General features: G+C 52.8%; 18 protein-coding genes. 12 read left to right on the forward strand and 6 right to left on the reverse strand.

Annotation, left to right across the window (positions count from 1 at the left end; translation table 11 throughout):
• The first annotated feature begins 66 nt into the window (after positions 1-66).
• On the forward strand, positions 67-1,443 hold the full coding sequence (gene mpl, locus A9B99_RS13575; RefSeq protein ID WP_064598316.1) for a UDP-N-acetylmuramate:L-alanyl-gamma-D-glutamyl-meso-diaminopimelate ligase: 1,377 nt from the start codon (positions 67-69) through the stop codon (positions 1,441-1,443).
• 1,126 nt (positions 1,444-2,569) lie between these two features.
• Here the strand turns inward: mpl and A9B99_RS13585 are convergent.
• The 4 genes from A9B99_RS13585 to A9B99_RS13600 form a co-directional block, all read right to left on the reverse strand.
• On the reverse strand, positions 2,570-5,641 hold the full coding sequence (locus A9B99_RS13585; RefSeq protein WP_064598318.1) for an efflux RND transporter permease subunit: 3,072 nt from the start codon (positions 5,639-5,641) through the stop codon (positions 2,570-2,572).
• Positions 5,638-6,789 (reverse strand): efflux RND transporter periplasmic adaptor subunit, encoded by a 1,152-nt coding sequence (locus A9B99_RS13590; protein WP_064598320.1) that lies wholly within the window; start codon positions 6,787-6,789, stop codon positions 5,638-5,640. Before A9B99_RS13590 ends, A9B99_RS13585 begins: the two co-directional genes overlap by 4 nt.
• 68 nt (positions 6,790-6,857) lie before the next feature.
• Positions 6,858-8,051, reverse strand: a complete 1,194-nt coding sequence (locus A9B99_RS13595; RefSeq protein WP_064598322.1) for a sensor histidine kinase — start codon at positions 8,049-8,051, stop codon at positions 6,858-6,860.
• Positions 8,048-8,740, reverse strand: coding sequence for a response regulator (locus tag A9B99_RS13600; RefSeq protein ID WP_064598324.1), 693 nt, complete (start codon positions 8,738-8,740; stop codon positions 8,048-8,050). The genes A9B99_RS13595 and A9B99_RS13600 overlap by 4 nt, the downstream gene beginning before the upstream one ends.
• Before the next feature lie 126 nt (positions 8,741-8,866).
• Here A9B99_RS13600 and A9B99_RS13605 point away from each other — a divergent pair, with 126 nt between their 5' ends.
• Positions 8,867-9,655: a MipA/OmpV family protein gene (locus A9B99_RS13605; protein WP_064598325.1), complete on the forward strand. Its 789-nt coding sequence runs from the start codon at positions 8,867-8,869 to the stop codon at positions 9,653-9,655.
• 230 nt (positions 9,656-9,885) lie between these two features.
• On the opposite strand, the gene A9B99_RS13615 is transcribed toward A9B99_RS13605, so the two are convergent.
• Positions 9,886-11,094 carry an aldose 1-epimerase family protein gene (locus tag A9B99_RS13615; protein ID WP_064598328.1) on the reverse strand — a complete coding sequence of 403 codons (1,209 nt, stop codon included), beginning with the start codon at positions 11,092-11,094 and terminating at the stop codon, positions 9,886-9,888.
• Between the two features lie 411 nt (positions 11,095-11,505).
• Positions 11,506-12,060 carry a ribosome biogenesis factor YjgA gene (gene yjgA, locus A9B99_RS13620; RefSeq protein WP_036114137.1) on the reverse strand — a complete coding sequence of 185 codons (555 nt, stop codon included), beginning with the start codon at positions 12,058-12,060 and terminating at the stop codon, positions 11,506-11,508.
• A 93-nt stretch (positions 12,061-12,153) separates the two neighbouring features.
• On the opposite strand from yjgA, the gene pmbA reads away from it, so the two are divergent.
• The 10 genes from pmbA (at position 12,154) to dagF (ending at position 19,943) form a co-directional block, all read left to right on the forward strand.
• Positions 12,154-13,506 carry a metalloprotease PmbA gene (pmbA, locus tag A9B99_RS13625; protein ID WP_064598334.1) on the forward strand — a complete coding sequence of 451 codons (1,353 nt, stop codon included), beginning with the start codon at positions 12,154-12,156 and terminating at the stop codon, positions 13,504-13,506.
• Between the two features lie 47 nt (positions 13,507-13,553).
• Positions 13,554-13,943, forward strand: coding sequence for a cytochrome b562 (gene cybC, locus A9B99_RS13630; RefSeq protein WP_064598984.1), 390 nt, complete (start codon positions 13,554-13,556; stop codon positions 13,941-13,943).
• A gap of 292 nt (positions 13,944-14,235) precedes the next feature.
• Complete coding sequence (locus A9B99_RS13635) at positions 14,236-14,580, forward strand: glycine dehydrogenase (RefSeq protein WP_064598336.1); 345 nt, start codon at positions 14,236-14,238, stop codon at positions 14,578-14,580.
• Positions 14,581-14,590: 10 nt separating this feature from the next.
• Positions 14,591-14,956, forward strand: a complete 366-nt coding sequence (locus tag A9B99_RS13640; protein WP_064598338.1) for an SFCGS family glycine-rich protein — start codon at positions 14,591-14,593, stop codon at positions 14,954-14,956.
• Positions 14,956-15,252, forward strand: a complete 297-nt coding sequence (locus A9B99_RS13645) for a DUF4312 family protein (RefSeq protein WP_064598339.1) — start codon at positions 14,956-14,958, stop codon at positions 15,250-15,252. The genes A9B99_RS13640 and A9B99_RS13645 overlap by 1 nt, the downstream gene beginning before the upstream one ends.
• Before the next feature lie 240 nt (positions 15,253-15,492).
• Positions 15,493-16,269 carry a DUF4311 domain-containing protein gene (locus A9B99_RS13650; protein ID WP_064598340.1) on the forward strand — a complete coding sequence of 259 codons (777 nt, stop codon included), beginning with the start codon at positions 15,493-15,495 and terminating at the stop codon, positions 16,267-16,269.
• An 11-nt stretch (positions 16,270-16,280) separates the two neighbouring features.
• On the forward strand, positions 16,281-16,925 hold the full coding sequence (locus A9B99_RS13655) for a DUF4310 family protein (protein ID WP_064598342.1): 645 nt from the start codon (positions 16,281-16,283) through the stop codon (positions 16,923-16,925).
• A gap of 45 nt (positions 16,926-16,970) precedes the next feature.
• Positions 16,971-18,104 carry an amidohydrolase/deacetylase family metallohydrolase gene (locus A9B99_RS13660; RefSeq protein WP_064598344.1) on the forward strand — a complete coding sequence of 378 codons (1,134 nt, stop codon included), beginning with the start codon at positions 16,971-16,973 and terminating at the stop codon, positions 18,102-18,104.
• Positions 18,088-19,206 (forward strand): DgaE family pyridoxal phosphate-dependent ammonia lyase, encoded by a 1,119-nt coding sequence (locus A9B99_RS13665; protein WP_064598345.1) that lies wholly within the window; start codon positions 18,088-18,090, stop codon positions 19,204-19,206. The genes A9B99_RS13660 and A9B99_RS13665 overlap by 17 nt, the downstream gene beginning before the upstream one ends.
• Positions 19,203-19,943, forward strand: a complete 741-nt coding sequence (dagF, locus tag A9B99_RS13670) for a 2-dehydro-3-deoxy-phosphogluconate aldolase (protein WP_064598347.1) — start codon at positions 19,203-19,205, stop codon at positions 19,941-19,943. The genes A9B99_RS13665 and dagF overlap by 4 nt, the downstream gene beginning before the upstream one ends.
• Positions 19,944-19,975: the final 32 nt, after the last annotated feature.

Genomic DNA, 19,975 nt, shown 5'->3' on the forward strand with positions numbered 1-19,975 from the left:
AAAAGTCATTTATTCATCATAGAACATACGGGTAGAATGTGCGCCAGAAAGGAAAAGGACAGAGCTATGCGTATTCATATTCTGGGAATTTGTGGCACGTTTATGGGCGGCCTTGCCATGCTGGCACGGGCTTTAGGGCATGAAGTAACCGGGTCCGATGACAATGTGTACCCGCCAATGAGCACATTGTTGGAAAAACAGGGTATAGACCTGATTCAGGGCTATGATGCCAGCCAACTGGAACCGCAACCCGATTTGGTTATCATCGGTAACGCGATGACGCGTGGTAATCCTTGCGTTGAGGCGGTGCTGGAAAAAAGTATCCCGTACATGTCCGGGCCACAATGGTTACATGATTTCGTTCTGCGCGACCGTTGGGTGATTGCTGTTGCGGGTACGCATGGCAAGACGACAACAGCTGGGATGGTTAACTGGATCCTGGAAGAGTGTGGCTACCAGCCCGGTTTTGTGATTGGTGGCGTGCCAGGTAATTTTGATGTTTCTGCCCGGCTGGGTGAAAGCCCGTTCTTTGTTATTGAAGCCGATGAATATGATTGCGCCTTCTTTGATAAACGATCCAAGTTTGTACATTACTGCCCACGGACATTGATTCTCAATAACCTTGAGTTTGATCACGCCGATATTTTTGACGACCTGAAAGCCATTCAGAAACAGTTCCACCACCTGGTGCGTATTGTGCCAGGACAGGGGCGTATTATTCTGCCGGAGCACGATACTAACCTGAAACAGGTTATGGCAATGGGCTGCTGGAGTGAACAAGAACTGGTTGGTGAACAAGGGCACTGGCTGGCGAAAAAAGCAAACCAGGATGCTTCACAGTGGGAAGTGTGGCTGGATGGTGAACAGGTTGCGGCAGTAGACTGGGCGCTGGTTGGCGAGCACAATATGCACAATGGCCTGATGGCAATTGCAGCTGCGCGTCATGTTGGTGTGGCCCCCGCAGATGCCGCGAAAGCGTTGGGTTCCTTTATCAATGCCCGTCGCCGTCTGGAATTGCGTGGTGAAGCGAATGGGGTCACGGTATATGATGATTTTGCGCATCACCCAACAGCCATTCTGGCAACGCTTGCGGCCTTACGCGGTAAAGTCGGTGGCACCAAACGCATCCTCGCGGTGCTGGAACCACGTTCCAACACCATGAAAATGGGGATCAGCAAAGATGACCTCGCGCCATCTTTGGGCCGGGCCGACGAAGTCTTTTTGTTCCAGCCACAGCATATTCCCTGGCAGGTTGCCGAAGTCGCTGAAGCCTGTGTTCAGCCAGCACACTGGAGTGCAGACCTTGATACGCTGGTGGATATGATAAGTAAATCGGCGCAACCAGGTGATGTGATTCTGGTGATGAGTAATGGTGGTTTTGGTGGGATTCATCAGAAGTTGCTGGATGCGCTGGAGATGAAGGCGCAGCGTTCAGTGGAGTAGGAGAGGGGCGCAATTTGCTCAGTACTGGCAGATTACTGTTACTGCGGTGGCTGTTCCGTTCACCTGGACTGATGTGAAGGTTCCGTTCACTTCTAGTGATGTGAAGGTTCCGTTCACTTCCAGTGATGTGGTTAATGTGGCTTCACAGCCTGTGAACGGGCTAAGGGGGCTCGCCCCCTTTGCAATCCCCGTTTTCGCGGGCGACCGGTGCTGCGCACTGCGTTCACCTCCGGGCAGTCAGCCTGCGGCCGGCTCGACTCGGCATCCATGCCTCGTTTCGCCTTATTCCGCCGTCCGGGCGGAATAACCTTGTCTTCCTTTCTCCGGTTCACCGGTCTTACGCGACACAACCCTCGCTGTGAATAGCGGGGTTTTTTGTGTTGTGCTGAGTGGCTGTGGGATTTGTGCGTTGTCTGTTTTCTTTGATTTTTGCTGAGATATTACAGGCGGGTGTGGGGTGTGGCCTCTAAATCGTTGAGGCGTGCCTGGCGGGCCAGTGCCCTCTGCGGGCGCCGGGCGCGGCGGGTGAGAGGAAGCAGTGTGGCTGGCACGGCGCGCAATTTGCTCAGTACTGGCAGATTTACTGTTACAGTGGTGACAGTTCCGTTCACTTGCAGTGTGGTTGTTTGCGTTCACCTGGACTGATGTGAAAGTTCCGTTCACCTGAAGTGAGGTGACTAATGTGGCTACACAGCCAGTGAACGGGCTAAAGGGGGCTCGCCCCCTTTGCAATCCCCGTTTTCGCGGGCAACCGGTGCTGCGCACTGCGTTCACCTCCGGGCAGTCAGCCTGCGGCCGGCTCGACTCGGCATCCATGCCTCGGTTCGCCTTATTCCGCCATCCGGGCGGAATAACCTTGTCTTCCTTTCTGCGGTTCACCGGTCTTACGCGACACAACCCTCGCTGCAATTAGCTGTTTTTTTGTGTTGTCAGGTGTGGCTGGGGGATTTGTGTCTGGTATGTCTTTGTGTGTTTTTTGCTGTGAGCATGCAGGCGGGTGTGGGGTGTGGCCTCTAAATCGTTGAGGCGTGCCTGGCGGGCCACTGCCCCCTGCGGGCGCCGGGCGCAGCGGGTGAGAGGAAGCAGTGTGGCTGACATTGCGCGCAACTGGCTCTGTGCTGGCAGATCATTGTGCTGTGAGTGGGTGTTCTCTTTGCATGACCATACTCAGTGCGGCAGGTAATACTGTCAGAGTGACCAGGGTCGCGACCAGCAAGCCGCCGATGATGGCATAGGCCATAGGCCCCCAGAATACCTGTTCAGAAATTGGCAACATACCCAGGATTGCAGCGCAGGCAGTTAGCAGTATTGGCCGTGCCCGGTGTTCTGCTGCCGCAATAATCGCAGTATCAGACCCCATGCCTTTTTGCAGGTTACCGTCTGCCTCACTGATCAGAATAACCGCATTGCGGATTATCATACCTGCCAAAGCGATAACGCCCAGTAGTGCAACAAACCCCATTGGTATACCGGCTGGCAGCATTGCCAGAACAATACCAATAAGGCCGAAAGGTGCCATTAACAGCGCCAGAAGCATCCGGGAAAAACGCTGAAGCTGTATCATCAGCAAAATCAGCATCACAACTAAGGTCACTGGCAACACGGCATAAACGGAACGATTGCCTTTATCCGATTCGGCCACCACTCCGCCTTCTTCAATCTGGTAGCCATCTGGCAATGTGGCTCGCAAATGGTCAACTTGTGGCTTCAGTCGTTGTGACACCGCTTCTGCACGCATGCCCGGGGCCAGGTCAGTCTGAACGGTGATAAAGGGCAGTTGCTGGCGTCGCCAGATAACCGGGTCTTCCACTCCCCATGCCAGTGTCGCAACCTGGCTGAGCGGAATCTTCTCCCCTTGCTCATTTGTCAGCAACAGGCCAGACAATGTCGCAATATCCTGGCGTTCAGCATCACTGGCTCTTAGCACTACGCCTTGCAACCTGTTGCGGGAACGTAAGGTTGTCACTTCACTACCAGACCAAATGGTCTGCAGTGTTTGGGCAATACTCTGTGAGGAAACACCTGCGGCCCGGGCGGCAGTTTGATTAATTTGTACGGTAATGACCCGTTCCGGTTCACCCGCAGTAAGGTTAACTTCACGAGTGTAAGGGCTGTTGCCCAGAACAGAAGCCAGTTGATGGGCAATCACCTGAACTTTGGCGTATTCCGGGCCGGTTATTCGGTATTTCACCGGCCAGCCAACCGGAGGGCCTAATTCCAGTGGGGAAACACGGGTGGTGATATCGCTGAACGACTGGGATAGCAGCGTTTGCAGGGATTTTCGTAACCGGTCCCGGGCCTTGAGATCTTTCGCCACAATAACCAACTGAGCGGTATTTTCGTTATCCAACAAAACATCCATTGGCAGATAAAACCGTACAGCACCAGAACCGACATAACTGGAGAAATGATCCACATCCGGATTATGTATTAACACCTTTTCCAGCCGTTCAGTCTGCCGGGCAGTTTCCGTTTGTGATGCATTTGCCGGTAACGTCAGGCTGACCAGTAACTCTGGCCGGTCGGAAGCTGGAAAGAATTCACCCTGCATAAAACTGGCGCCATAAGCAGCCAGACCCAGCAGCATAAGGGCTGTGCCGATAGTGATTACCCGGTGTCGCAATACACAACATAATAGTTGGTGGTAGCCACGCCGGAGCCTTCCACCAGAATGGGATGAATGCTGCGAACTGATTTTTGCCGGTAAGATCCTCACGCCAATCAGCGGTGAGAACACAATGGCGACAACCCAGGAGCACAACAAAGCGATTAGCATCACCGCGAACAGCGTAAAGCAGTACTCCCCTGCACTCGATGCAGCAAAACCGACAGGAATAAACCCGGCTATCATCACCAGTGTTCCTGTCAGCATCGGGAATGCGGTGGTTTTAAACGCACAGGAAGCGGCTTCCTTGCGGGTGTCTCCCATCTCCAGGCGAGTGACCATTGTTTCAACGGTTATCATGGCGTCATCAACCAGTAGCCCAAGAGCAATGATGAGCGCACCAAGTGAGATGCGCTGTAAACCAATACCCGCCAGCATCATCCCGGTAAATGTCAGTGCCAGTACCAGTGGTATTGCGGTGGCAACAACCAGCCCGGCGCGCAGTCCAAGTGATACAAATGAAACTGCAAGTACGATAATAATCGCTTCAACAAGCACTCTGACAAATCCATGAATAGCCTGGGTAACCACTGCTGACTGGTCGGCAACTTTGACCATTTCAATGCCCCGGGGCAATTGTTCGCTGAGCCGGGTCATGCGTGTATTCAGCGCATTGCCGAATGCCAGGAGATTGCCGCCCGAAACCATAGAAATTGCCAGCCCAATAGCGGGCTTACCATTGACCCGGAAGGTGGGTTCAGGTGGTTCGGTATTTTCCAGGTGAATAGTGGCAATGTCGGTCAGTGGAATATAACGATCATTTATGTGTAGCGTGATGGCCCGCAGGCTATCTGCTGTAGTGAGCGCCCCACTGACGTGCAGGGCGATGTTTTCGTGCTCTGTGCGCAAAACCCCCGCAGGCTGGACGGCATTCTGTGCACGCAGGGCATCACTGACTTGCTGCAGGCCAATTCCCATTCCCGCCAGTTTTTTGGGGGAAAAGGCAATAACCCACTGTTCGTCCTGTTCGCCAATAAGGTGAATTTTACCGATATCCGGCACGGAGATTAGTCGGCGGCGAATTGCCTCCACCCGGTCACGCAGTTCACGGGGGGTAAACCCCTCAGCAGTAAAGCCATAAATGGTGCCCCAGGTATCGTCAAATTCATCATCCACCACTGGGCCCTGAACGCCTTCAGGCAAAGAAGACGCAATATCCTGCATTTTTTTACGTACCTGGTACCATATTCCGGCTACCTGACCCGGAGGCGTATCATCACGCAGGTTGACAAATATTACTGATTTTCCGGCATGAGTGTCGCTTTCAACGTAATCCAGATGTGGGATCTCCTGTAACTTTTCCTCCAGCGTATTCGTCACCAGATTCACTGTGTCCTCGACATTTGCTCCCGGCCATGTTGCCGAGACGACCGCTGTTTTAATGGTGAACGCCGGGTCTTCATTGCGAGGTAAATGCTCATAGCTCAGGATGCCGCACACCATGACCAGCAGCATGAAAAATACCACGAGTTGCTGGTTATTCAGTGCCCATGCAGACAAATTAAAGGTTAATTTTTCGGGGGGCCTGCTCATTGAATTCCCTCCCCAGGAGCAACCTTTTCTCCTTGCCGTAGTTTACTGACACCCGCAGTGACAACAGCATCTCCTGGGGTAATACCGCTGGATACCAAAATTGTGTTCGCGGTATATCCGCCCAGTTTAATTGGCCTGAGCACCAACTGGTGGGTTGCCTGATCCACGACGAATACAGCCGGTTCACCGTTAATTCTGGCCAGCGAAGATGCCGGGAGTGAAATCAGTGCGGGCCCGGAGTCAGGCAGGCGGATCTGTACACTGGCCCCCAGTGCCATTCCCTGCGGTGGGTTTATCAGTTGAATGCGAACTCGCCAGGTCCGGGTTTGTGGATCTGCTTGTGGGCTGATATCTCGCAAAATACCGTGGGCGTGAACTGACGGATCACTCACCAGTGAGACATTAAAATCACCATGGTGTTGTTCAAACAGTTGTGGACTGGCCACATTGATAATGGCATCAAGGGTGTCTCCTGCAGTGAGTGTCAGCACGGTTTGCCCGGCACTAAGCACTTGCCCTGGTTGTGCATTAATCTGAGTGATAATACCGGCTGCAGGCGCTTTGAGTTGCGCCCAGTCAAGGTATTCCTGCGCTGTTTTCAGCTCCGCCTCACTGCTTTTGCGGCGTGAAACGGCAGATAACCACTCTGACTGTGCTGTATCAAACTGAACACGCGCAATGGCGCCAGAGGGCATGAGTTGTTTCATGCGTTGTAAATTCAGTGCCGCCAGGTGCTCCGCAGCAAGCGAACTCTCCAGGCTGGAACGCGCGCTGTTGAGTTGGTTTTGTTGCACGGAGCTTTCCTGTGTTGCCAGCAATTGTCCGGCCTTCACCCGGTCGCCCACATCCACCAAACGAGCCAGAAGGCGGCCATCCTGGCGAAACCCGAGTGGCAGTTCATCATGAGGGTGGATTTCCCCGGTCTGCATAAATTCGCCGTGCCAGGATGCCGCAGGAGCAGTGATGGTACGTACCGGACGCGGTACCAGCACCTGCTTCTCGGTTTTTTCGCCACAGGCTGTGAGCAGTAACACAAGCGGGAGCAATACAAGAAGACTGTATCCCAACAGGGACAACCGGTTTGCTGCAAACAGATGGTAAAAAGCCTGCCGAACATAGCCGGGCAGGTCAGGAATATTATCCGTCATGGCGAGGCTCCTGAATGGTATTCCGGCCATTACACCGGAACACTGTCAGGATTTACCCCCACAATCTGTCAGGAACGTGTCAAGATAACTGAATTATTGGCAGGAAGCGTGATGGTGATAACCAGCCCTTTATCGACACCTTGCGCAGCATGGATAGCGCCCCCATGAGCCAAACAGATAGCTCGTGCAATCGACAGACCAAGGCCACTACCGCCGGAATGCCGTGCCCGTGATGACTCGCCGCGTGTAAAACGATCAAACATCACTGGCAGAAATTCGGCTGCCACACCCGGGCCCTGATCACTAAACGCCATTGCATACCCGCCTGGTGTTTTCCGCACTGATGCAGTCAGTGAACCACCTTCAGATGCGTATCGCAGCGCGTTTTCCATCACGATAGTCACAACCTGGCCGAGGCGGACGGCGTCAACTTCACAAGGGCAGGGAGTATCAGCGATAACATGCAGCGCCATACCTGCATCCTGCGCCTGTGGCGCCAGCCATGCCGCTTTTTCATGCAGTAACCCGGCGAGGTCTGTTACCGATTTATGCAGACTAAGCTGGCCTGCATCCGCCAGTGATAACAAGTGCAATTCATCAGTCAGGCGGCTAAGCAACTGGAGTTGCTTCATCACCATTTCCAGTTGTCTGGGCTCAGGAGTAAATATGCCGTCGATCATTCCCTGCAATCGCCCAATAGCGGCAGTAAGCGGTGAACGCAGTTCATGCGCCATTGCAACATGTGAAGCCTTCAGTTCACGTTCATAGCGTGCCAGTTGCTGCATCATCGCGTTGAAGTTTTGGGTAAATCGGGACATTTCTAACGGAGCGCCGTCAACCTGTGCTGCCCGTGTGCTGAAATTACCTGCGGAGACTGAACCCGCCGCCGCCGCCAGATGGCTGAACTGAACGGAGAGTGGCCGGGCGGAACGTAACCCAAAAAACACAATGAAAGGAATGATGACCACGACCAGAAGCCCGACAGTCAGCCAGTCGGCTGAGGCTATCGACGGGTCGGAATAGCTTATCCCCCACCATGCATCAATAATCTCATGGAAACGGGCAGGGTTGGCTTCCGGATGCGAGCGTAACTGCACAAACTCATTACGCAAATCCGCAGGCATATGGTGCAGTATCCAAATATTTTCAATGGCGAAGCGCAACCACATGCATAAGGCAATAACCACAACGGAACCCACAGCCAGTGCCAGTACCCGCACGCAGATCCAGCGCCATAATGTCTGTTGCTGTAAAGTCTTCATGGCTGACGGAACCGGTAACCAGTACCACGTACATTGACCAGTACGTCAGAAATGCCGGCCGCTTCCAGTTTTTTACGCAGGTTATAAATGTGCGTGTCCACCGCCCGTTCCAGAGCATCGCTCTCTGGCAGGCAACGCTCCAGCAAATCCTGGCGTGAAAAAGGGCGAACGGGTGCCCCCATCAATACCGTGAGCATGCTGAATTCTGTTGGTGTCAAATCAATCAGCCCCAGCTTTCCATCGCTGCCGCGCACTCCTGCTGTCATCATCAAGGTATCAACCTCCAGTGTCTGCCAGCGCAATAGCTGTATTTCCGGCTCCTGGAATACCCGCCGCAAAACTGCCTGCACGCGTGCAACCACTTCGCCCGGGTTATAAGGCTTGACCACGTAGTCATCTGCTCCGTATCGCAATGCGCCAATTTTATCTGGCGCGTCGCCCATGGCGGTCACCATAATGACGGGCGTGGTACTTTTGCGCCGTATTGCTGCCAGCACTTCTGTGCCATTCAGGCCAGGCAGCATCACATCAAGCAATATAAGGTCGGGGCGCAACTGTTGGCTCATGTCCAGGCCAGACAACCCATCACCCGCAACACTCACTTCATAGTTTTCTCGCCGTAAATATGCACTTAACACATCTGCCGCATCTGTATCATCTTCAATAATCAGTATTCGTTTTCCGGACATTCAGACCGCCTTGACCGTTTCTTAATAAACCCCTGACAGTTTACTGACACTGCCTCCGTATATTCACTGGCACACCCGGCCCCCCTGACAAGGGCCCGCTGACAATACAGGTACGGAGAAGCCACAATGATAGCCAGAAAACTGATGTTGTATATGGCCTGTTTCGCACTCACTGGCACAGCAACGGCAGTACGTGCCGACGACACCAGCCCGGCACAGCGCAGCATTTCAATTGGCATCGCCGGGCAAAATATCCCCCGTTACAGTGGCTCAGACAAACATAACTGGCAGGTGGTTCCTGTTGTGCAGGCCCGTGATGGCGCATTCTTTCTGGATTCGGAGAAAGGAGTGGGATACGACCTGCAAACTGACAATGGATTCTGGCTGGAGCATACACTGGGTTACAGCCTTGGGCGTTCAGAACGTAATTCCCTCTGGCGGGATGGTAGTGACAAACTGAAAGGGATGGGGAATATCAACCCGACAGTGAATACGGCCATTGTGGTTGGCTGGTCGGCCACTTCCTGGTTGACTCTGGAAGGCAAGGCTACTCTGCCTCTGAGTGAAAGCCAGGGCGTGAGTTACCAGACTTCTGTCACGCTGGTTCCCTGGCAGACAAGCACCGACACGGTTGCATTAAGCTCTGCGGCCTTATTTGGCGATAGCCGTTACATGAATACGAACTATGGGGTCAACATCAGGCAGAGTCGCCGTTCTGGTTACTCATTTTATTCCGCGCCCGGCGGGTTTTACGGTGTGGATACCAGCCTGACATGGGATCACCAGCTAACTGAGCAGTGGGGAATTCTGGTCAGCGTTGATTACCAGTGGCTGGGCTCCCATGCTGCGGACAGCCAAATCGTATCCCGCCGCAATGAAGTGGGAACGACGTTGGGTGTGCTGTATTCATTCTGAGAACATGTACTGTAATGCTTCTGATACTTTAATAAGACGGTGTCTTGAGGCTATGAACATCGGCAGTACACGCACTGAATGCATTATTTTGGCGATGACCGATGTTGCTGCCGATATGTATATTTTGGCGGATCATTACCCGTTGTTGCTGACCGGTAACGCCCTGCTGCGGATAAGACTGAATAACCAGAAACCGTGGGAGAGCCCGCGTCCCTGCGGGCAAGGCTGTCTTACTCCTTAGCCATCGGTGTGCTGATTTCCTCTACTTTCTTGTCACCCTGAATCGTGGCGATATCCTGTTTAATCTGGTTTACATCGCTTGCGGAGTGCAGCAGTTGGTAGGTTAAATCAAAGTGTGCGCTCTGGCCTGGTGCCAGTTGTTTCACACGTTTCTGTTCACGTTCAATGGATACCGGGTAGGCATAGCTGGTGCCGGGCTCAATGCCGGTCACATAGCCTTGTTTCAGCGTATCGGTATTTTTCCACAGTGTCAGAACCGGAAGTTGCGTGGTGTTAAAGTGAATAGCTGCGCCTTTGTTGCCCGCTTTGTTCACCACAGCTGCCAGTGTCTGGTGGTTGGCTCCGGACAGTGGTGCAATATTAAACACCATTTCGTCAAAGCCTTTGGTGGGGCCGGCATAGGTCTGCCAGGTGCTCAGGCCTTTCTTCGCATAGTCATTAAACGGGCTGATTTGCGCGATTGGCGCGAGGAACTGCGCACCTTCTTCCAGAATCGGCTGACCAAAGTTACTGTGATAGATTATCTGGTAATCATGGTCGTAATCACCTTTATTGGTCAGCACGTCATGAATGCTGAACTGGCTGCTGCCCGGAACATATTGCAATTCTGTTTGGGTCTGCAAATCGGCTTTTTTAAAGGTGCTCTCTTTCAGTAAGCCGCGCACAGTAATGGTATAAGGTGCGCTGTCACTCACGCTCACTTCCACTTTAGATGCCGGTGTATTCCCCGCTTTACCATGCAGGGTGTACAGCTGGCCATCCGCCATACCCGGGTGCCCGGTCCATTCATAACCACAGCGCACCATCATTTCATTAAAACCTTCCAGCCAGCCCAGTCCGTTACGGCTTTCCAGGTTCATGTAAGCAGGGTTGACGACCTCTTTAACCGGTGAATCCCAACCCATACGCACGCCAAAACCTTCTACACGCAGGATATCCATGCCGCGGGTGGGAATCAGGGTAATAGTCAGGCCGTTTTGGCTTTTAATAACCAGCAGTTTACTGCCTTCTTGTTTGCCACCATGCAACACAGTTTGCTCAATGCTGAACGGGGAAGATTTTATGTTCAGCTGATGGCTGGAGATGTGCCAGTTTCCTTGTTCTGTATTGCTTTCAGTGTCCGTCAGCACCCAGGTTTTGGCTGCCACTTGTCCAGAGATGAGTAACGCGAGTGTTGAGAGGATCAGAGCTTTTTTCATCGGAACGTCCTTTTGCTGAATCGATTATGTTTGTTTCAGCAAAGACTAGTTTTTCAGGTAACAAGAAAATGTGATCCCCTTCAATTCACAGTATTAAGTGTTAATTTTTGTAAATAAATGAGATTCAGATCATGATTTACAATGTAACAAATAAGTTGTTTCTCTAATCTTGTGCATCTTGAGGTGTTTTGTTGTAACGATTCAGCTTTTTGTGGCAGGCGTAAAATGCAGCGCCTGAAGACAGGCCTGGCAAGTATACTGATACAGGAAACTTTCCGGGTGAATCTGTGACAGGTCTGCGGGCAGAGCACAGGTGAAATGCGGGCACCAGGTACAACAGAAAGCGACAAAGAGCAGTTCGCCACACGGGTGACGAAAAAAACGGCTGCCATTGGAAAGGCAGCCGGATGATTAATCCTGGTTTTCAGCCAGATCGCGCAAGTATTGAAAGATCAGGCGGCTGGATTTGGGTGGTTTATTACCAGCAACTTCTTTCTTCGCATTACGCGCCAGGGAACGTAATTGCTGACGGTCAGCATCCGGATACAGGCGCAGTACTTCTTCAATGGCCTCATCACCACCAGTAATCAACTGGTCGCGCAGGCTTTCCAGCTTGTGAAACACAACAACCTGCTGGTTGTGGCGATTTTTCAGCTTATCAAGCGCCTGGCGAATGGGGTCCACATCACGCTGACGCAGCATTTTCCCAATCAACTGTATTTGGCGGCGACGGCCTTCTTTCTTAATCCGTTGCGCCAGTTCCACTGCTGCACGCAGGTCCTGATCCAGCGGTATTTTATCCAGCGCGTTTTTGCCAAGTTCAGTCAACTCAACGCCGAGACGTTTCAGCTCTTCTGCGTCGCGCTTAATTTCACTCTTGCTGACCCAGATAATTTCATCATCTTCGTCCTCTTCGTTTTGGCTATCGGGGACGTCATCGAGCCAGTCTTCAGGCTGTTTTGTCATATCAGGCTCCTTAAAAAGAGGCTAATACTACCAGTTAAGGTGCGCACTGCGAAATGGTTCTCTGTTAGACTGTCAATTAACTTACCTTACATTATGGCATTGGCGATGAAAGTAATCACTCAAGTTGCACAACAACGTAAAGCACTGGAAGAAGCGGTAGCCCATGCGCTGGAACTGGCCTCCGGTAAGGCGGATGGCGCAGAAGTCGCAGTCAGTAAAACCACGGGTATCAGCGTGAGCACCCGTTATGGCGAAGTCGAAAATGTAGAGTTTAACAGCGATGGCGCACTGGGAATCACGGTGTATTCGCAAAACCGTAAAGGTAGCGCTTCCTCTACAGATTTGAGCAAAGACGCAATTGCCCGTACAGTGCAGGCGGCGGTGGATATCGCCCGGTATACTTCACCAGACCCGTGCGCTGGCGTGGCGGAAAAAGAGTTGCTGGCATTTGAAGCTCCGGATCTGGATTTATTTCACCCGGCAGAAATTTCTCCTGAGCAAGCCATCAGCCTGGCAGCTCGCGCAGAACAGTCTGCGCTGCAGGCTGACAAACGTATAACCAACACCGAAGGCGGCAGCTTTAACAGCCATTACGGCATTAAAGTGTTTGGTAACAGCCACGGCATGCTGCAGAGCTACTGTTCCAGCCGCCACTCTTTATCCAGCTGTGTGATTGGCGAGGCCAACGGCAGTATGGAGCGGGATTATGCCTATTCTATTGGCCGCGAAATGAGCGACCTGCAATCCCCTGAGTGGGTGGGTGAAGAGTGTGCAAAACGCACTTTATCACGCTTATCTCCACGAAAATTATCTACCATGAAAGCGCCTGTTATTTTTGCAGCAGAAGCGGCAACCGGCCTGTTTGGCCATCTGGTGGGGGCTATCAGTGGTGGTGCGGTGTACCGGAAATCCACCTTCTTACTGGATTCACTGGGCCAGCAAATCCTGCCGGAATGGTTAACTATTGAAGAACATCCGCACCTGTTAAAAGGGCTGGCGTCTTCCCCTTATGATGGTGAAGGGGTGCGTACCACCCGGCGAGATATTGTAAAAAATGGCGTGTTGCAACAGTGGCTGCTGACCAGCTACGCTGCCCGCAAACTGGGCCTGCACAGCACAGGTCATGCTGGTGGAATTCATAACTGGCGTATTGCGGGCCGTGGCCTGAGCTTTGAGCAGTTACTCAAAGAGATGGGAACGGGCCTGGTAGTAACGGAACTGATGGGGCAGGGCGTCAGTGGTATTACGGGTGATTATTCCCGTGGCGCTTCCGGTTTCTGGGTTGAAAATGGTGAAATTCAGTACCCGGTGAGTGAAATTACTATCGCCGGTAATTTAAAAGATATGTGGCGCAATATGGTCACCATTGGTGACGATATTGAGACCCGAAGTAATATTCAATGCGGTTCGGTATTACTGCCGGAAATGAAAATCGCCGGGCAGTAATGTTTTCGGGTGCGACCTGCCGCACTCTTTATAAAAAAGGTGAGCCAATGCGTAAAACACTGATAGCCCTGTTAGCGGTCTGTTCATTCTCTATGGCGAGTACTTCGGTACTGGCGGAGAACCTTGGCGTGGATATGGACACGCTGGCCCAGAACTATCAAACCGTGATGAGTACCAAAGATGCCGGTAAGCTAAAAATGGCACTGACTAACATGCGTCAGGCAGCAGAAGACGCGAAAAAGTCCACGCCACCAAAACTGGACGGCCAGGCGAGCGACAGCCCGCAAATGAAAGATTATCGTCATGGTTTGGATATTCTGGTGGGCCAGATAGATGGTGCGCTGAAACTTGCGGATGAAGGCAAAGTAAAAGAGGCACAGGCTGCGGCGGAGCACTTCAAACAAACCCGCAATACTTACCATCAGAAATACCGCTAATTCTGCGTCAGCCAGGTTGTTTAAACTTAGCTGAAACATAAGACTGTCTTATGATATTGCCCCGGTTTTCCGGGGCGTTTTGTTTGCTTACTCTCTGTTTTTCCTTCCTTTCTCCGTGGTTAATACCCGCAAGAAGCTGGCTTACCAGCGTTTTTGTTCAGCACCATGCCGTAATGCGAAACAGATCACTCCCTTCCGTCGTTTTTCCACTTTGAAGTGGAAAACAACTTGCTACAAACCCGCGCGCGCTCGCGCTAGCTTAGTAGCATCTCAACGAATCAAGGTAAGTCGCGTGGACAACAAAATAGCCCTGAATACCGGGGCTTGTCAGGAAGAACATGCTGCGGCGCTGGCCGGGCAGGTATTACGCCAGGTAGAGCAGTTGCTGGCAGAAAAAGGAATTTTTCCAACGCCAGTGCAGCAACAAATGCTGGCGTCGCATCTTCGGGCCATGGCGTGGCGCTCGGTGAGTGGCGAACCATTGCCCGAAGTTGACGCCAGTTTGTTTAATGAGATCCCGCAACCGGCAATGCAACTGGCTAAAACGGTGGTCGATATCTTCGGCAACTTACCCAGGGAAGAGGTCTGGTTGCTATCTGTCCATTTCGCAGTAGCAAAAGAAAACGGTGTCAGTTAAGGAGCGCAAAGTGGAACAAATTACAGTGGTTATTGGCGACCGCCTGGGAAAAGGGCAGAAGGTTGCAGCAGGCGTGGAAAAAGCGGGTGGGCGTGCGGTTGTGATACCCGGTGTTGCGGCGGATATGAAACTGGGTGATGTCATGAAAGCCGAGCAGGCAACGTTTGGCATCTCGTTTTGCGGTAGTGGCGGTGCCGGGGCAATTACGGCCCAGAATAAACATGGTTACAAAGCCAAATATGGCATGCGCTCAGTGGATGAGGGCGTCACGGCGATTAAAGAAGGCTGCAATGTCCTCGGGTTTGGTTTTATGGATATTGAAGAACTGGGTATTCGCCTGGTTGAAGCCTGGCAGAAAAAATATGGCAATGGCTGATGAAACAATTATCAACAACCACCGTTAGCGTACAGGGAAAAGGCACCTCGAAAGCGGCTGCTTTTTCCGACGCGTTTTCCCATATCCAGCGTGAGGTGTTGAAAGGCTCTTCACAGGTATTACTGCGCATTGAACCACAGGATGTGAAAGTCATTGCCGCCCGCCAGATTGTGCGGAAAGAGGCGTTTCTGTTTTTCTTTCTGCGCCGTGAAAGACGAACCTTCAGCGTTGAGCTGGAAGTCACCGTCAATGTGACGGCGATAGATCCAGAACAGGTGGATTTTATCGCTCAGTAAATAACGTGATACCCGAAGGTATTCGGGGTGCAGGCCGGGGTTACGCAGTACCCGCGCAGATTGTTGCCAGTACTCAGGAGAGTGCGGGTTGCCAGCTCACCTGCAGTCTGAAGCTCAAACGGTATCTATGCACGGCATCCTTCAGGTGTTTTTCTTGTTGGCTGCATCTGCGCACCGGCATCTCCGTGCCGTTACGCATCCTGAAAGGTCTTGTGTATAAAAACAAAAAGGGCAGGACGTATGTTTTTCATCATATTAATAAAATCGCTCATTATTGGCGGGCTGGTTGGTGTGGGAGTTGGGGCTGGCGCCGCACGTATGTTCCATGCACCGGTAACACAAGGTATGGGCGCATTCCGTACGCTGGGTGAACTCAATGCCTGCGAAGGTGACCCGGCATCACACTTCTCCTTTGGCCTGGGGTTTTTCTTTAACGCGTGGGCTTCATCGGTTGCCGCCGGGTCATTCACCCAGGATGTTGACCACCGCATTATCCCAAACTGGGGTGTCGCCGCGCTCATGATAAAAAACCGCGATGTCACCCAGACACTGCATAACCCGAAAAAAATGGCGATTGCCTGCGGCCTGGTTGGCATGGTGGTCGTTGCCTTTCTGAACTCTACTGCATCCGCCGTACCCGCGGCTTTGCAGGTAACGGCAGTCAAAGTGCTGGTGCCCGCCGCTAATCTGCTGGTCAATATCGTGATGCCCGTTATTTTCTGGCTGGCTGCGATTGATGCCGGAAAACGCTCTGGTTTATGGGCCACCATTTTTGGCGGCCTGGCTCAAATGATTATGGGGAATGCGGTTCCAGGCCTGGTGCTGGGCATCCTCGTGGGGAAAGGTGTGGAAGAAAGTGGGTGGAACAAAGTCACCAAAATCATGATGACGGCGATTATCACACTGTTTGTATTAAGTGCCTTCTTCCGCGGATTTGATTTGAAATTCCTTGAGTCGTTCCGCCTTGGTGCGCCGAACTGGCTTGAACTGCTGCATAACGCGCTGAGCGGTAAATAAGGGGAAAACAAATGGAAGAGAACAAAGGTTTTTGGTACGCAGACTGGTCATTCCCTATTTTTGTTGGCCTGTTATCTGCAGGAGTCTTTGCCGGTACGCACATGTATTACCTGTATGGCATTGGCGCATTTAATGAAGTGGCGTTTGTGTCGATGTTGCGCTCAGGCATGGATACCGGCGTCTATGGTGCGGTAGCCGCATTTGGCGCCAGTTTTCTGTTTGCCCGTATTATTGAAGGCTCGCTGGTTGGGATTCTGGATATCGGCGGGGCAATTCAAACCGGTGTTGGTTTAGGTGTTCCGGCTTTATTGCTTGGTGCAGGCATTGTATTCCCGGTCGCAAACTTTGCTGCATCACTGGCTACAGGGTTAGTACTCGGCCTGGCGATTGGCTACATCATCATCCTGGCGCGTAAGTTCACCATTAACCAGAGCGATTCCACCTACGGGGCCGATGTCATGATGGGAGCCGGGAACGCCTCTGGCCGTTTTCTTGGCCCGCTTATCATTCTGAGTGCCATTAGTGCCTCCATTCCTATTGGCCTGGGCGCTCTGGCGGGTGCGCTGGTGTTCTACCTGTGGCAGAAGCCGATTACCGGTGGCGCTATTTTGGGTGCCATGGTGCTTGGCGCCATTTTCCCTATCGCAATCAGCTAAATACCACGCCAGTGGGTACATCGCCTGCTGGCGTAAGGAGCCGTTATGTTCGATATGATCCTGCGCAGGGCTCACCTGGTCGACGGTAGCATTACCGACATCGCCATTCACCAGGGGGTGATTGCACAAGTCGGTAATATCAATACTCCGGCACGGCAAGAGATAACCCTGGGCGGGCGTTTCTTCCTCAGTGCCGGGTGGATAGACAGCCATGTGCACTGTTACCCCAAATCGCCCATTTACCACGATGAACCCGACAGTGTGGGGATTGCCACGGGCGTTACAACCGTGGTGGATGCCGGTAGTACAGGAGCCGATGACATCGATGACTTTTGGCAACTGACCCGTGAGGCAGTCACCGAGGTTTACGCTCTGCTCAATATCGCGCGTCAGGGGCTGGTTACCCAAAATGAACTGGCGGATATGGCGAAAATTGATGCCCGTGCGGTACGCCAGGCCGTCGCCCGTCACCCGGATTTTATCGTGGGGCTGAAAGCCCGCATGAGTAGTAGCGTGGTGGGGGAAAATGGCATTGCTCCCTTACAACGGGCAAAAGTGATTCAGCAGGAAAACGGTAATCTGCCTCTGATGGTGCATATAGGGAATACGCCGCCAGACCTGGATGAGATAGCCGCGCTGCTGTCTGCGGGCGATATCCTGACCCACTGCTTTAACGGCAAGCCAAACCGCATTTTTTCCCCTTCCGGTGAACTGCGCGACGCAGTACAGCAGGCGTTAAAACGGGGTGTCCGCTTTGATGTCGGGCATGGCACAGCGAGCTTCAGTTTTTCTGTAGCTGAAAAAGCCATCGGCATGGGGTTGTTGCCGCACACCATCAGTTCCGACATCTATTGCCGTAACCGTATCGACGGGCCAGTCAAAAGCCTGGCGCTGGTGATGGCGAAGTTCCTTGCACTCGGCATGACGTTGGAACAAGTGGTGGCCTGCGTCACGCAACACGCAGCCGAGGGGCTGCGCCTGGTGCGCAAAGGCCGCATAGCACCAGGGCTGGATGCCGATTTCACTCTGTTCGATGTGCGCCCATACCAGGGGGGGCTTACCGACAGTGAGCAAAGTGTGCTGGCGGCATCAGAATGCATCGTCCCGCTGGCTGCAATGCGGGCAGGAAAATGGTTTTTGACAGAACAAGGGAAGGCCGAACATGTCTTCAGTGTATGAGAAATATCAGGTTAAACCGGTCATTAATGCATCTGGCCGCATGACTATTTTGGGCGTGTCCACACCATCGGACGCAGTTGTGGATGCGGTCACTCAGGGGATGCAGCACTACTTTGAAATGCATGACCTGGTTGAAAAAACCGGTCAGTACATTGCCCGTTTGCTTGAAACCGAAGCGGCAACCATTGTGTCCTGTGCATCGGCAGGGATTGCACAAAGTGTGGCTGCAGTGCTGGCCAAAGATGACGACTGGCTGTTAACTCACCTGCATGAAACACCACTGACCGATAACGAAATCGTGTTGCCAAAAGGCCACAACGTAAACTTTGGCGCACCCGTTGGCGCGATGGTTGCTCTGGGGGGCGGCAGGCTGGTGGAAGCGGGTTACGCCAACGAATGCAGCGCCCGCCAACTTGCTGCCGCCATTACACCGCACACCGCCGCGGTGCTGTACATCAAATCTCACCACTGTGTGCAGAAAAGTATGCTGACGGTTAGCGAAGCCGCGCAGGTTGCCCGGGAGCATCAGTTGCCACTGATAGTGGACGCTGCAGCAGAAGAAGATCTGCGCTGTTACTACCAGGCCGGAGCAGACCTGGTGATTTACAGTGGCGCTAAAGCCCTGGAAGGGCCGACCAGTGGATTGGTGATTGGCCGGCAACCCTGGGTGGGCTGGGTACAACGCCAGTCTGGGGGTATTGGCCGGGCCATGAAAGTGGGCAAAGAAGGTATTCTGGGGCTTGCCTGCGCTATTGAACAGTATCTGCATGCGCAGCACGAAACCGGGCAGCAAATGGTGGCGAAAATGGCTCCCTTTATTGAAGCACTTAACCAACTTGATGGCGTACAGGCCCGCGTGGTGTGGGATGCGGCTGGCCGGGATATCGCCCGGGCGGAAATAACCTTCAATGAAGCGATAACTGGCCTGCCGACAGGCCAGTTGCTGGAGCAACTCAAACAAGGCGAGCACGCCATTTACTTCCGGGGTTATAAAGCGAACAGCGGCATTGTAGAAGCCGACGTCCGCAGTGTTGATGCCCAACAATTAATGACAATTTTCCACAGTATTCGCGCTGTACTGAACAAGGAGACAACAGCATGAGCCTGAGCCCACGTTTTTACCAGGACCGCGTGTGCCTGAATGTTCTGGCGGGTTCTCACCAGAATGCGGTGGATATCTATGAAGCCGCCGAAGGTTATGTGCTGGTTGGTGTGTTATCCAAAAATTACCCGGATACAGAACACGCAGTGGCAGACATGCGTGAATATGCCTCACTTATCAACAACGCGATTTCGGTGGGGCTGGGGGCCGGTTCGCCAGGGCAGTCGGCCATGGTGAGCGAGATCTCCCGCCAGATACAGCCACAGCACGTTAACCAGGTGTTCACCGGGGTTGCCGTCAGCAGGGCTTTGTTAGGGCAAAACGACACAGTGGTAAATGGCCTGATCTCACCCACTGGCACACCCGGGTTGGTAAAAATCTCAACCGGGCCGCTCAGCAGTCAGGCTCCGGATGGCATTGTGCCCATTGATACTGCCATTGCGTTGTTGAAAGATATGGGTGGCAGTTCAGTGAAATATTTCCCTATGGGCGGATTAGCCTGCCGTGATGAATATAGCGCGGTTGCAAAGGCATGTGCACGCCAGGATTTCTGGCTGGAGCCTACCGGGGGAATAGACCTGGACAATTTTGAGGCCATCCTCGACATTGCCCTGCAAGCAGGTGTTAAACGTATTATTCCACACATATACAGTTCCATTATTGATAAAAACACCGGGCAAACACGACCGGGGGATGTGCGTACCCTGCTCAACAGTGTTAAAAAATATCTGGGGTAACCCTTATTCAGACTCACGGGCGCACTGGGGCG

Source organism: Mangrovibacter phragmitis, from assembly GCF_001655675.1.
Classification (GTDB): Bacteria; Pseudomonadota; Gammaproteobacteria; order Enterobacterales; family Enterobacteriaceae; genus Mangrovibacter; species Mangrovibacter phragmitis.

Coding starts and splice junctions, on each gene's coding strand:
- mpl (WP_064598316.1), top strand. CDS start 67: ATGCGTATTCATATTCTGGGAATTTGTGGCACGTTTATGGGCGGCCTT.
- A9B99_RS13585 (WP_064598318.1), bottom strand. CDS start 5,641: ATGAGCAGGCCCCCCGAAAAATTAACCTTTAATTTGTCTGCATGGGCA.
- A9B99_RS13590 (WP_064598320.1), bottom strand. CDS start 6,789: ATGACGGATAATATTCCTGACCTGCCCGGCTATGTTCGGCAGGCTTTT.
- A9B99_RS13595 (WP_064598322.1), bottom strand. CDS start 8,051: ATGAAGACTTTACAGCAACAGACATTATGGCGCTGGATCTGCGTGCGG.
- A9B99_RS13600 (WP_064598324.1), bottom strand. CDS start 8,740: ATGTCCGGAAAACGAATACTGATTATTGAAGATGATACAGATGCGGCA.
- A9B99_RS13605 (WP_064598325.1), top strand. CDS start 8,867: ATGATAGCCAGAAAACTGATGTTGTATATGGCCTGTTTCGCACTCACT.
- A9B99_RS13615 (WP_064598328.1), bottom strand. CDS start 11,094: ATGAAAAAAGCTCTGATCCTCTCAACACTCGCGTTACTCATCTCTGGA.
- yjgA (WP_036114137.1), bottom strand. CDS start 12,060: ATGACAAAACAGCCTGAAGACTGGCTCGATGACGTCCCCGATAGCCAA.
- pmbA (WP_064598334.1), top strand. CDS start 12,154: ATGGCATTGGCGATGAAAGTAATCACTCAAGTTGCACAACAACGTAAA.
- cybC (WP_064598984.1), top strand. CDS start 13,554: ATGCGTAAAACACTGATAGCCCTGTTAGCGGTCTGTTCATTCTCTATG.
- A9B99_RS13645 (WP_064598339.1), top strand. CDS start 14,956: ATGAAACAATTATCAACAACCACCGTTAGCGTACAGGGAAAAGGCACC.
- A9B99_RS13650 (WP_064598340.1), top strand. CDS start 15,493: ATGTTTTTCATCATATTAATAAAATCGCTCATTATTGGCGGGCTGGTT.
- A9B99_RS13655 (WP_064598342.1), top strand. CDS start 16,281: ATGGAAGAGAACAAAGGTTTTTGGTACGCAGACTGGTCATTCCCTATT.
- A9B99_RS13660 (WP_064598344.1), top strand. CDS start 16,971: ATGTTCGATATGATCCTGCGCAGGGCTCACCTGGTCGACGGTAGCATT.
- A9B99_RS13665 (WP_064598345.1), top strand. CDS start 18,088: ATGTCTTCAGTGTATGAGAAATATCAGGTTAAACCGGTCATTAATGCA.
- dagF (WP_064598347.1), top strand. CDS start 19,203: ATGAGCCTGAGCCCACGTTTTTACCAGGACCGCGTGTGCCTGAATGTT.